Source organism: Gymnodinialimonas mytili, assembly GCF_037544085.1.
GTDB classification, from domain to species: Bacteria; Pseudomonadota; Alphaproteobacteria; order Rhodobacterales; family Rhodobacteraceae; genus Gymnodinialimonas; species Gymnodinialimonas mytili.
This window is the reverse complement of sequence record NZ_JBBIFW010000004.1, coordinates 340623-352860: the sequence shown is the minus strand read 5'-3', so window position 1 is coordinate 352860 and position 12238 is coordinate 340623. Positions and strand designations below refer to the sequence as shown.

General features: G+C 61.5%; 12 protein-coding genes, 2 tRNA genes and 1 pseudogene. 7 read left to right on the top strand and 8 right to left on the bottom strand.

Translation table 11 applies throughout. The annotated features are described in order from the left end of the window. Window positions 1-111, top strand: a pseudogene (locus V8J82_RS18140) (IS5/IS1182 family transposase); the annotation flags it as partial. Between the two features lie 562 nt (window positions 112-673). Here V8J82_RS18140 and V8J82_RS18135 read toward each other — a convergent pair. Together V8J82_RS18135 and V8J82_RS18130 are read right to left on the bottom strand one after the other, a co-directional pair. After that, window positions 674-748: transfer RNA gene (locus tag V8J82_RS18135), tRNA-Asn, on the bottom strand. A 58-nt stretch (window positions 749-806) separates the two neighbouring features. Continuing rightward, window positions 807-1628, bottom strand: a complete 822-nt coding sequence (locus tag V8J82_RS18130; protein ID WP_339977352.1) for an MBL fold metallo-hydrolase — start codon at window positions 1626-1628, stop codon at window positions 807-809. A gap of 89 nt (window positions 1629-1717) precedes the next feature. Here V8J82_RS18130 and V8J82_RS18125 point away from each other — a divergent pair, with 89 nt between their 5' ends. Beyond that, the gene (locus V8J82_RS18125) at window positions 1718-3025 is read left to right on the top strand and encodes an ATP-binding protein (RefSeq protein WP_339977340.1); all 1308 of its coding nucleotides are present in this window, start codon (window positions 1718-1720) and stop codon (window positions 3023-3025) included. Here the strand turns inward: V8J82_RS18125 and V8J82_RS18120 are convergent. Continuing rightward, entirely contained in the window at window positions 3022-3192 is a 171-nt protein-coding gene (locus V8J82_RS18120; protein WP_339977338.1) for a hypothetical protein, read from the bottom strand. The two genes, V8J82_RS18125 and V8J82_RS18120, sit on opposite strands and share 4 nt — an antisense overlap. Before the next feature lie 156 nt (window positions 3193-3348). After that, a tRNA-Ile gene (locus V8J82_RS18115) sits at window positions 3349-3425 on the bottom strand. 107 nt (window positions 3426-3532) lie between these two features. Here V8J82_RS18115 and V8J82_RS18110 point away from each other — a divergent pair. Further along, complete coding sequence (locus V8J82_RS18110; RefSeq protein WP_339977336.1) at window positions 3533-3922, top strand: hypothetical protein; 390 nt, start codon at window positions 3533-3535, stop codon at window positions 3920-3922. Here the strand turns inward: V8J82_RS18110 and V8J82_RS18105 are convergent. Then, a complete protein-coding gene (locus V8J82_RS18105) occupies window positions 3919-4854 on the bottom strand; it encodes a GT-B fold glycosyltransferase domain-containing protein (protein ID WP_339977334.1) in 936 nt (311 codons plus the stop codon). The genes V8J82_RS18110 and V8J82_RS18105 overlap by 4 nt on opposite strands. Before the next feature lie 126 nt (window positions 4855-4980). Between V8J82_RS18105 and purM the strand changes: the two genes are divergently transcribed. The 3 genes from purM to rnd all read left to right on the top strand — a co-directional run bounded on the left by purM (window position 4981) and on the right by rnd (window position 7892). After that, window positions 4981-6030: a phosphoribosylformylglycinamidine cyclo-ligase gene (gene purM, locus V8J82_RS18100; RefSeq protein WP_339977332.1), complete on the top strand. Its 1050-nt coding sequence runs from the start codon at window positions 4981-4983 to the stop codon at window positions 6028-6030. Beyond that, window positions 6027-6617, top strand: a complete 591-nt coding sequence (gene purN, locus V8J82_RS18095) for a phosphoribosylglycinamide formyltransferase (RefSeq protein WP_339977330.1) — start codon at window positions 6027-6029, stop codon at window positions 6615-6617. The genes purM and purN overlap by 4 nt, the downstream gene beginning before the upstream one ends. Window positions 6618-6728: 111 nt before the next feature. Beyond that, entirely contained in the window at window positions 6729-7892 is a 1164-nt protein-coding gene (gene rnd / locus V8J82_RS18090; protein WP_339977328.1) for a ribonuclease D, read from the top strand. A gap of 43 nt (window positions 7893-7935) precedes the next feature. Here rnd and V8J82_RS18085 read toward each other — a convergent pair whose 3' ends face one another. Continuing rightward, a complete protein-coding gene (locus V8J82_RS18085) occupies window positions 7936-8379 on the bottom strand; it encodes a hypothetical protein (RefSeq protein ID WP_339977326.1) in 444 nt (147 codons plus the stop codon). A gap of 138 nt (window positions 8380-8517) precedes the next feature. On the opposite strand from V8J82_RS18085, the gene V8J82_RS18080 reads away from it, so the two are divergent. Then, a complete protein-coding gene (locus tag V8J82_RS18080; protein ID WP_339977324.1) occupies window positions 8518-8934 on the top strand; it encodes a SufE family protein in 417 nt (138 codons plus the stop codon). Between the two features lie 296 nt (window positions 8935-9230). On the opposite strand, the gene gltA is transcribed toward V8J82_RS18080, so the two are convergent. Both gltA and gltX read right to left on the bottom strand, forming a co-directional pair. Continuing rightward, window positions 9231-10529, bottom strand: a complete 1299-nt coding sequence (gene gltA / locus V8J82_RS18075) for a citrate synthase (protein ID WP_339977322.1) — start codon at window positions 10527-10529, stop codon at window positions 9231-9233. An 81-nt stretch (window positions 10530-10610) separates the two neighbouring features. Beyond that, on the bottom strand, window positions 10611-12017 hold the full coding sequence (gene gltX / locus V8J82_RS18070; RefSeq protein WP_339977320.1) for a glutamate--tRNA ligase: 1407 nt from the start codon (window positions 12015-12017) through the stop codon (window positions 10611-10613). Between the last annotated feature and the right edge of the window lie 221 nt (window positions 12018-12238).

The following is a 12238-nucleotide window of genomic DNA, read 5'->3' as shown; positions in this document are numbered from 1 at the left end:
ATGTTCGGCAAGCTCAAGGATTGGCGGCGTGTTGCGACCCGTTACGATAGGTGCCCAAAGGTTTTCCTGTCAGCCATCGCTCTCGCGGCAATTGTCATTTACTGGCTATGAGTCCTGAACCTAGATTGGTCACTTACAATTGCTCCAAACCAGTTGATCTACGAACGCTATAAAAGTGGCCCCAGTTATCCAAGCACTTTCTGCCTGCTTTTCTAGGCTGTTGGGGACTCATGACGAGTCAGAAATGGTTGGCCTTCTGTAATTTGAATGCAGCACCTATCGAACATGACAATGCAGCCTTGTTGGACGCATTACTTCAATGCCAAGTTCTATGAGCCTATACGGAGCCCATGTAACCACCCAAGCTGCTAACTCTTTGATTTTATGGTGCCAGGAGGCGGAACCGAACTACCGGCACGAGGATTTTCAATCGCCAGTGAGAGGCAAGAGAAAGACTTGGGCCTCTGCTCATAATGTACCTGCATCGACACCAGTCCAGCTCACCGTCTTCCAAGCGTCCAGTTCGTCAAGCGAACAACGCTCGCTGAACACTTAAACCGTTCGTCTAACAAGGATATAGTTGGTCATGGCAAAGCGTCGTGGTAACTGAGCCTATTCTGAGCCTGAAATGGAACAAGATGTGACGCGCTACTGTGTAAGTCTCTGAAATATTTGGCTCCGGCGGTAGGGATCGAACCTACGACCAATTGATTAACAGTCAACTGCTCTACCGCTGAGCTACGCCGGAACTGGCGGCGGATATAGCAAGGGGTTTGGGGGGCGTAAAGTGGGGAAACCGGAAAAACTCACCGGAGGGAGAAGATTGCGTCAGCGCGGGCGGGGCCGGGCAGGGTGACGGTGTCCCGCTCATAGAGATCAAGCAGATGCGCCAGCACATTGCGTTCGGCGGCGGGCAAGAGCGCGGGCGCCAGATCGACATAGATGGCGCGGGCCAGATCGGCGGTCTTGGCAGCACCGGTTTCGGCCAGGGCCGCGAGAATCTGCGCCTCGCGCCCACGGCGATGGGCCAGCAGCTCAGCCGCCCGCGCCTGCGGCGTCACGATTGGCGCGCCATGGCCGGGATAATAAATCCGATCCGAGCGCGCGTGCAGGCGCGTGACCGAGGCCAGGAAGGCTGTCATATCGCCATCGGGCGGCGAAACGAGCGAGGTGGACCACCCCATCACCAGATCGCCGGAAAACAGCGCATCATTCCACGCGAAACTCAGATGATTTGCCATATGGCCGGGCGTCTCCAGCACCGAGATCGTCCCCCATGGGCCCTCGATAACATCGCCTTCGGCAATCCGCGCATCGGGCGCAAAATCATCGTCCACGCCCTCGCCACCGCCGATCTGTCCGGCAGCGGCCAATTGCGCCATGATCGGGCGACGCCCCCAATCGCTGGGTCCAGCGGCCAGAATCGGGGCGCCGGTGATCTCGGCCAGGGCGCGAGCAAGGGGCGAGTGATCCAAATGCGAATGGGTCACCAGGATCTTCATGATGCGCTCACTTGGCGACAGCGCGCCCAGGATCGCGTGCAAATGTGCATCCAGAGCCGGGCCGGGATCGATCACAACGACCTCGCCCTCGCCCAGCAGATAGGTCTGCGTGCCGGTGAAGGTCATCGGCGACGGGTTCGGCGCGGTCAGCCGCCGCAGCCCCGGTTCCAGCCTTTCGCTTTGCAAGCGGCGTACCCTCCGGTCAGAATGGGGCCATGACGCCCTCGCTTTGGATCAAACACTTTCTTCCACGCAGCCTGTATGGCCGCGCCGCTCTGATCCTGATCGTGCCCATTGTCACGATCCAGCTTGTCGTCAGTTCGGTGTTTCTGCAACGCCATTTCGAGGATGTGACCCAACAACTGACCCGCGCGTTGACGCTGGATCTGCAACTGATCCTGGATGTGATGGACCGGGATGGGGCCGCGGCCGCCGAAGACCTGGCCAATGCGCTTGAGATCAGCATCGGTGCGCCGCGATTTGCGGGCGAGACGCAGCGCTGGTTCTACGATATTGCAGGCATCACGGTCGTGGATGTGTTGCAGGAACGGATGCCGGATATGATCGGGGTCGATCTGCAAAGCGACCGGCGCTCGGTTCAGATCCTGATTGATCGCGGTTCTGCGGATCCTGTGGCACTGACCGCGGCCCGGCGGCGCGTATCGGCTCCTGCGCCCCACCAATTGCTGGTGATCATGGTGGCAACGGGCCTTTTGATGACGATTGTTGCCTACATCTTCCTACGCAATCAATTGCGTCCGATCCGTCGATTGGCGCGCGCGGCCGAGGCCTTTGGCAAGGGCCAGGTGGAGCATTACCGCCCCGCCGGCGCCACCGAAGTCCGTTCGGCCGGGCGCGCCTTTCTGGACATGCGGGGCCGGATCGAGGGGCATTTGGAACAGCGCACGCTGATGTTGTCGGGGGTCAGCCATGATCTGCGCACGCCGCTGACCCGGATGCGGCTGGCGCTGGGGATGATGGAGGAGGGGCCTGAACGCGACGACCTAACTCGCGATGTGGAGGAGATGGAGGTGCTGCTGAACACGTTCCTCGATTTCGTCCGGGGTGAGGCGCTGGACGATCCCGAACCGGCCGATCCGTTGGCGCTGGCCGCCGCAGTTGCCAAGAATGCGCGCCGCGGTGGCGGCGAGGTCGAAGTGAGCCTGCCCAAGAGCGCGCCTGAGGTGAAAATGCGGCCCACCGCGGTGCAACGCGCGCTCAGCAATCTGCTGTCCAACGCCTTGCGTTATGGCAGTCGCGCGTTGGTGTCGGTGCAAGTCGCGCCGCGCCATCTGCGCTTCATTGTCGAGGATGATGGGCCCGGCATCCCTGCCGAGCGTCGAGCCGATGCCCTGCGCCCCTTCACCCGCCTTGATGCTGCGCGCAATCAGAACCTGGGCTCCGGCGTTGGCTTGGGGTTGGCCATCGCCAGCGACATCGCGCAGCGCCATGGCGGCTCTGTCGTACTGGAGGACAGTGCCACGATGGGGGGCTTGCGGGCCGTGCTGGTCTTGCCGCGCTAACGCCGCCGTTTCGGCAGCAGCGCATGCAATGCCTGCGATGCCAGTTCATCATGGGCCTGGGATCGCGGGCCACGTGTGTCGCCGCCACACCAATCCGCACCGGCGCGATCCACAGCGCGGGCAGAGGCATGGTTCAATGCAAAAAGGATCAGTTTCAACCGGTTCATGGGACGGTCTCCTGCAAGATGGAACGGCACGAGTGTCTCCCGATAGGGTTAATTTTATAAAAATATGGGGTTGCAGTCCATCGCAGCGGCGCAGCTCGGGCGTCACATCTGTGTGGGGGGAACCGGTTTGCCCGAACAAACGGCAGCAAGGTGATCTGGTAGGCCTGGCAGGACTTGAACCCGCAACCAAAGCGTTATGAGCGCTCTGCTCTAACCAATTGAGCTACAGGCCCAAACCACAGTGGCACGCTTAGCAGAGGCGGCCGGTGGGGGGAAGCGTTGCGATAGCATCGCCAATCGCCTATTGCGCGGCACGCCTATTGTGTTGCCGGAGCCTGCCATGCCCCCTCTGTTTCCACTCGCTGTGCGATACGTGCTGTGGCTGATCGGATTGCGAATCGTCTATGTGGCCGCGATTGGTGGGCTGGGCGTTCCGAACCTGCCGTCGATCACGGTGATCTTGATGGCTCTGCCTGCACTCGACGTAGCCGTTCAGGCCCGGCGCCGCGCGACCCGTGACCTGGTGCCGCGCGATTGGGCGCTGCTGTGGTGCATGATGTTTACACTGTTTCTGTCGCTGATGGTGGCTTTGCCGGTCGGCCTGATGGTCGCGGGCAGTGCGGCAGACACGCAGCTGTCGGTTGAGGGGCTGTCGATGTTGAGCCTGGGCACGGCGCTGATGTTGGCGGTATTCACCTGGATTGGCGCAAGGATCGGCCTTTCAAGCTAAGACGTGGCGCGTTCTGCGGCCAAGTCGGCGAGGTACGTCTTGAACCGCGCCCGCCGCAGCAGCTTTGCTCCGAAGATCTCGACCAAACGCTGTGGCGCGTCCGGGCCCGCCACCGCCATCAGACACTCTAGGGCAAACCGGGCTTGTGGCGGACAAATCCACAACACACCCACATTGTGGTAGTGGATCAGCGTTTGATCCCGGTCGGTCGCTGCGCCAAAGCTCTGAACGTTGAAATTCATATGCTGATCCAGCGCCTTCACGGGCGCATCGCGCATATATCCCAGAATTGGCAGCGTGAACTGGTCGATATTGGTCCGGCTATAGGGGATTTGAACCTCGGCCTCAAAGCGCAAAGCCGCCTCCAGCCACTGGCGGCCGAGCCCCAAACCGGCCTCGCGCAGCACCACCATGCCCGCGTTGTAATAGGGGGGCCATAGAAGACGGCGCCCGGCATTCAACCGCACCCGGTCCTCCGGCAGCGGCAGGCCAAAGGTTTCGTAGAATGTCGTCCATTCCGCCTCCCCGATATTGGGGCTGCCGTAATCCGAGACACAGGCCGCCATCTCCGCCTCGCCCAGATGCGCAGCCCAATCGACGGGTGTCATCAAAACCGTATCGGTGTCGAGAAACACCGACACATCGCAATCGCGTGGCGCGGCGGCGGCAAGGATCTTGTTGCCCTCGGGATAGGGCGCGGCCCAGGGCGCATCGCCTGAATCCGTATCCGGGATCTCACGCAATTCGACCCCTGAACGTTGCAGCACATCTGCCGTAAAGTCGTGTAACTCTGCGCGGTAATCCTGCCGGATATAGGCCACTGCATGTTGATGGGCATTGAGATTGGCGCGGAGCGACGGCGCCAAAAGGCAGGCCTGCACCTCAAGCCTGCGCCCATCGACGATGAAGAAGACCTCAGTTTTTGGCGCCATACCCGTTCCCTTCGCCCGGGCACCGTAGAAACTGGTACGCGCCTTGGCAATTCCGTCCACCGCATGGACGCGGGCGATGCCACCTGCTAGGGGCAGGCGCAGCCAGACAAGCCCCGGGGGAATGGGATGAGTGACGCCAAGACAGACCGCCTGACCTATGCTGATGCGGGCGTGGATATCGATGCGGGCAACGCATTGGTCGACCGGATCAGACCCGCCGCCGCGGCCACGGCACGGCCCGGCGTGATGGCCGGATTGGGCGGGTTTGGCGCGCTGTTTGATCTGAAGGCGGCGGGCTATGACGATCCGATCCTGGTGGCGGCGACCGATGGCGTGGGCACTAAGCTCAAGATCGCCATCGATACCGGAAACTTCGACACGATCGGTGTGGACCTGGTGGCGATGTGTGTGAACGATCTGGTGTGTCAGGGCGCCGAGCCGCTGTTTTTCCTGGATTATTTCGCAACCGGCAAGCTGGAGGTGGCGGCCGCGGCCACCATCGTCGAAGGCATTGCCAAAGGCTGCGCCGACAGCGGCTGCGCCCTGATCGGCGGTGAGACGGCCGAGATGCCGGGCATGTATGCGCCCGGTGATTTCGATCTGGCGGGGTTTGCGGTCGGCGCCATGGATCGTGGCGCGGCGCTTCCTGCCGAGGTCGCCGCGGGCGATGTGTTGCTGGGCCTGGGCTCGGACGGGGTGCATTCCAACGGCTATTCACTGGTGCGCCGGATCGTTGAGCGCTCGGGCCTGACCTGGGATGCGCCCGCGCCCTTCGCGCAGGAAAGCCTTGGCGCGGCGCTGCTCGCGCCAACACGGCTTTACGTGAAACCGGCCTTGTCCGCGATCCGTCAGGGCGGTGTGCATGCCCTTGCCCATATCACCGGCGGCGGGCTGACCGAGAATCTGCCCCGCATATTGCCTGAGGGTTTGGGCGTCGATATCGATCTGGGGGCGTGGGATCTGCCGCCGGTTTTTGGCTGGCTTGCCGAGCAAGGGCAGGTGACCCAGGACGAAATGCTGAAAACCTTCAATGCCGGGATCGGGATGGTGCTGGTCGTGGATGCGGATCGGGCCGACGTAGTGGCCCAGACGCTCAGCGCGGCGGGCGAATCTGTCAGCCGGATTGGCGCCGTGAGCGTCGGAGAGGGGATCCGATATACCGGCACGCTGTCGTGACGAAGCGCGTTGCGATCCTGATCTCAGGCGGCGGGTCCAACATGGTGGCGCTGGCGCAATCCATGCTGGGGGAGCACCCGGCGCGGCCTTGCGTGGTTGTGTCGAACGATCCGAAGGCGGGCGGCCTGGCGAAAGCCCGCAGCCTTGGCATTCCGACCGCCTCTGTCGATCACCGCAGCTTTCCGGACCGTACGTCCTTTGAGGCGGCCTTGTCCGCGTCCTTGGCCCGCCATCGGCCCGATATCCTGTGTCTTGCGGGCTTCATGCGCATTCTCACTGCCGAGTTCGTGGCGCAATATGAAGGCCGGATGCTGAATATCCACCCCTCGCTTTTGCCGAAATACAAAGGTCTGAACACCCATGCCCGCGCCCTGGCGGCGGGCGATGCCGAGGCGGGGTGCACCGTGCATGAAGTCACAGCCGCGCTGGATGATGGCCCGATCCTGGGCCAGGCGCGGGTGCCGATCCAACCCGGCGATACGCCTGACGATCTGTCCGCGCGCATTCTTCCATATGAACACCGCCTTTATCCCGCCGTGTTGCGTCGATATTCAGATGGAGATCGGACGCCGATAAGGTTGCCCTGATAGAGCGCGGCAAGGCTGCAACCTTACGTCTCTGCCTGCTTTGGGGTGCTTTCCTTCCGGGGTTCTGTCCACTATCACATCGCAACCCCTCATAAGAGTAGCCAGACGATCTTGCCTACGACCATCACCACCACAGACGCGCTCGCCGCCTTCTGCACCCGCGCGGCCGACGCGCCCTATGTCACCGTTGATACGGAATTTCTGCGCGAGCGGACCTATTTCGCCCAGCTCTGCCTGGTGCAGGTGGCGCTGCCGGGCTCGGACGAGGATGATGCCGTTCTGATCGATCCGCTGGCCGAGGGCATCGCGCTTGACCCACTTTACGATCTGTTCCGCAACGAGAACGTGGTGAAAGTGTTCCATGCGGCGCGGCAGGATCTTGAGATTTTCTTTGTGGACGGCGATGTTGTTCCGTCGCCCTTGTTTGACACGCAAGTGGCCGCGATGGTCTGCGGATTCGGCGATCAGGTGGGCTACGAGACGCTTGTGCGTCGGATCGCGAAAGCCAGCCTGGATAAATCCTCTCGCTTTACCGATTGGTCGCGCCGTCCGCTGAGTGAAGCACAGAAAAGCTATGCGATTGCCGATGTGACGCATCTTCGGCAGATCTACGAATATCTCTCCGAGCAGCTCGCCAAAAGCCAGCGCACCCATTGGGTGGAGGAGGAATTGGCCGCACTGACCGATGCCTCGACCTATGTGGTGGAGCCTGCGCAGGCGTGGCGACGGTTGAAAATGCGCAGCAATTCCGGGCGGATGATGGCGATTGCCCGCGAATTGGCCGCGTTCCGCGAGGAATATGCCCAGGATAAGAACGTGCCGCGCAACCGCGTGGTGAAGGACGATGCGCTGTTGGAATTGGCCTCGACCAAGCCGAAAAACGTGCAGGATCTGAATAAGTCGCGTCTGTTGCTGCGCGATGCCCGCAAAGGCAAGATTGCCGAAGGTCTGGTGGCCGCCGTTGCGCGTGGGCTGGATGTGCCCAATGCGGATCTGCCGAAACCGTCCCATGGCAAGGATCGCTCCAGCCTGAACCCGGCCTTGGCCGATCTGCTGCGTGTGCTGTTAAAGGCGAAAGCCGAAAGCGCCGGCGTGGCGACCAAGCTGATCGCGTCCTCCAGCGACCTCGATGACATGGCCTCGGGCCATATCGAAGGGGCATGGTCCTCGGGCTGGCGCCACGAGGTGTTTGGCGCCGATGCTGAACGCCTGCTGCGTGGTGAGATTGCGCTTTCCGCGACGGGCCAAAAGGTGAAGATCGTCGAAGCGCCGTAAAAACTGCTTTAACGACAAGCTTCAAATACCTGTTTTTGCTTAATTATCGCGAAACGGTGCGGCGGTTGTTCTGGCCAATGACCGTGATGGTTCGGATCCCCGCCAGCTCGCCGCTTGTCACCGCGAGGCCCACCGCGATCTGCTGCACACCCGGTGTGGCGGCGCCCAGAGGCGGTGCAGCGCGCAGTGCGAGGACCAGATTGCCGTCGCCACGTTCCACCTCGACCAGGGCCGCGTCGAAGTACCCCTGGGATGCGGTCAGGCCCGTGACACGGATAATGGCGCCCGATGTGGTCTGTTCAACAGAGAGTTGCGCAATTTCGGACACCAGGGGACGCGGATCGCCATTTGGGTTTTCGGCGGCTGCATCCGGGGCGATACGCACGCGTTGCTCTCTTTCGCCGCCGAACCAGTTCAAAGGGTTCAAGCGTGAGCCGCAGGCCGCCAGTGACAGGATCAGACTCAGCACAAGAATCGCGCGCAACATAACCACCCCCCGGTGCACAAATAACTCTGCATCCAGTAGCGGATTGGACCGGGCTTGGAAAGGCGCCGAAGGGCTTTACCTCGGGCCCGTCGCGGCTTACCTCAATGCGCAGACCCCCAAGAAACACCGGAGCGAACAATGGCCAGCGAAGCTTTCGAAGACATCGCGGAAACCTTTGAATTTCTTGATGATTGGGAAGATCGCTATCGCCATGTGATCGAATTGGGCAAAGCGATGGACCCGTTGGAGGATGCGGTGAAGGTTCCCGCGACCAAGGTGGATGGATGCGCGAGCCAGGTCTGGATCCTGCCGCGGATCGAGGGGCAGGTCTTTGATTTTCACGGCGACAGCGACGCGATCATCGTGCGTGGCCTGATCGCCGTGCTGCACGCGCTCTATTCGGGCCTGACGGTGGCAGAGGTTTTGGAGGTCGATGCCCCGGCAGAATTGGCGCGGCTGGGCTTGGACGAGCATTTGTCGTCTCAGCGCTCCAACGGGGTCCGTGCGATGGTCGAACGCGTCCGCACTCTCGCATTACAGGCGAACACGGCCTAACGCTGCGCCGCGGCAGATTAGCTATTTTCGTGCGTTGGTCAGACCGACTGGGGCGTCGCGTCTTCTGCGTCGCAGCTAAAGCGACAACAGCAGCGCGTGGTCCCGGACATTGCTCCAGATTGTCGCCTCGTGACAGCACCCCGATCCCGCCGCGAAACGTCGATTGCTCTATAATTGATCCACCGACAATCCATTTATAGAGCATCAAATAGTTATCAAAACACACTCCGAGGCGCACACAAAATAGCCGCGCCCGGTTGCCCAGGCGCGGCCCAAATTCTTCGCGTGAGACGCGATTATCGGTTCTCGATCGGCACGTAGTCCCGCGCGACCTCACCGGTGTAAAGCTGTCGCGGCCGCCCGATGCGCAAAGCCGGATCGGCCAGCTGTTCTTTCCATTGGCTGATCCAGCCCACCGTCCGCGACAGGGCGAAAATCGGCGTGAACATCGAGGTGGGGAAGCCCATCGCCTCCAGGATGATGCCGGAATAGAAATCGACATTCGGGAACAGCTTTTTCTCAGCGAAATAAGGATCTTCGAGCGCCTGTTTCTCCAGCTCCATGGCGACTTGGAGCAGCGGATTATCCTCCACGCCCAGCAGTTCCAGTACCTCATCGGCGCTTTGCTTCATCACCGTCGCGCGGGGGTCGAAATTCTTGTAAACGCGGTGCCCGAACCCCATCAGGCGATAGCTGTCATTCTTGTCTTTGGCGCGCGCAATGAATTCGGGGATCCGGTCGACGGTGCCGATCTCTTTGAGCATCTCCAGACAGGCCTGGTTCGCACCGCCATGGGCTGGACCCCAAAGGCAGGCAATGCCCGCCGCGATACAGGCAAACGGGTTCGCCCCAGACGACGAGGCCAGCCGCACGGTCGAGGTCGACGCGTTTTGCTCATGGTCCGCGTGGAGCGTGAAAATCCGGTCCATCGCGCGTTCCAGAACCGGGTCGACCTCGTATTCCTCGGCGGGAACCGCAAAGCACATGCGCAGGAAATTCGCGGCGTAGCTCAGATCGTTACGCGGATACACAAACGGCTGGCCGATCGTGTATTTATAGGCCCAGGCTGCAATTGTGGGCATCTTTGCGATCAAGCGATGCGAGGCGATCTCGCGCTGGCGCGGATCGTTGATATCGGTGCTGTCGTGATAAAACGCGCTCATCGCGCCGACCACGCCGACCATAACGGCCATCGGATGTGCATCGCGGCGGAACCCGCGGAAGAAATTCGCCATCTGCTCGTGCAGCATCGTGTGCCGCGTGATGGTGTATTCGAAATGGTCCAGCTCGTCCTTCTTGGGCAGGTAGCCGTAAAGCAGCAGGAAACAGACTTCGAGGTAATGCGACTGACCGGCCAATTGGTCGATGGGATAGCCCCGATGCAGAAGCTCGCCCTTGCCACCGTCGATAAACGTGATCGAGCTTTCGCATGCAGAGGTTGAGGTGAAGCCGGGATCGTGGGTGAATACGCCCGCTTGGCCATAGAGTCTGCCGATGTCGATCACATCGGGTCCGGCGGTGGGTGAGTAAATCGGAAGCTCGAAGCTTTTCCCGTCTACGGTCAAGGTGGCGGTTCTGGTCTGTCCGTCGGCCATGTGCGTCCCTTCTTCAACTGGCGCGCCAGCGGGATGCTGGCACCGGGCAGGGGGCGGTGCCCCCTTGTCTGCCCCCCACGCCTAGTCGCCGGAGGAGGCGGCATCTGTCAGTCGGGCGAGCGTTTCGTCGCGGCCGATGACGAGCATCATATCGAACACGGAGGGCGAGATCATGCGCCCCGAGAGGGCCGCGCGCAGCGGTCCGGCCAGCTTGCCGAATTTCAACCCATGGGAATCTGCAGCAGTGTTGAGCACACCCTCCAGCGTGTCTCGCGACCAGCTAACATTCTGCAACTGCGCAGTCAATTCATTCAGTATACCACGGGATACCGGATCGAGCACCTTTGCGGCTTTGTCATCAAAGCTAAGCGGGCGTTCGGCCAATGCAAATTGGCCTTTTTCCAAAAGATCGGGCAGGGATTTGGCGCGATCCTTGAGGCAATACATCGCAGCGCCAAGCGCGTCTTGCTGCGACTGCGAAAGGCTGTCTTGCCCTGTGACGCTCAGATAGCCCTGCACCTGTGCGACCAGATCGGCATCGTCGGTCTGCGCAATATGCCAGGCGGCCACATTGGCCAATTTCTTCATATCCAGCCGGGCCGGGGATTTGCCGATCCCGCCCAGGTCGAACCATTCCAGCGCCTGGGCATCGGTGAACAATTCGTCATCGCCATGGGCCCATCCCAGCCGCGCCAGATAATTCCGCATCGCCGAGGCCGGATAGCCCATTTCGGCATATTCCATCACACCCGTGGCACCATGGCGCTTGCTGAGCTTCTTGCCGTCTTCGCCATGGATCAGCGGGATGTGGGCCCAAACCGGCTCCTCCCAGCCCATGGCGGCGTAGATCTGGATCTGACGTGCCGCGTTGTTCAGGTGGTCATCACCGCGGATCACATGAGTCACGCCCATATCGTGATCGTCCACAACCACCGCGTGCATGTAGGTCGGCGTCCCATCAGAGCGCAGCAGGATCATGTCGTCGAGCGTCGTGTTCTGAATCGTGACATCGCCCTGGACCTGATCCGCGATCACCGTCACGCCCTCGCGTGGGGCTTTCAGCCGGATCACATAGGGCGCGGCGGGGTGATCTTCGCGGTCGCGCCAAGGGCTGAGGAACAGGGTCGAACGACCCTCAGCCTTCGCAGTCTCGCGGAAGGCGGCGATCTCTTCCTGGGTTGAGAAACACTTATAGGCGTGGCCTTGGGCCAGCATCTGCTCGGCCACCTCGCGGTGACGCTCCGCGCGGGCGAATTGGCTGACCGCCTCGCCGTCGTAATCTAACCCCAGCCAAGCCATACCGTCGAGGATCGCCCGCGTCGCTTCGGGTGTGGATCGCGCGCGGTCCGTATCCTCGACCCGCAGCACAAATCTGCCGCCATGTTTGCGGGCATAGAGCCAGTTGAACAGGGCCGTGCGCGCGGTGCCGATATGCATATAGCCGGTGGGTGAGGGCGCGATGCGGGTGACGATTTCTTGCTGTGACATGTCGGGGCCTTTCCCGCGGAAACCGTAAACGGCGCGCGGTCGCGTTAACCAATTGGAAACCATGCTCTGGCACGGTCGCGCCTAGCTAACTTGGCCGGTCTGGATCGGCAAGGGACGGTGGGTCTCTGCCCGCAAGGATGCGGCAAACGGGAAGGGCATATGCGCGCGGTTGGGATCCTTCACGCGGTCAACGCGGTCCAGCAGGGCCAGCGCGGGGCGCT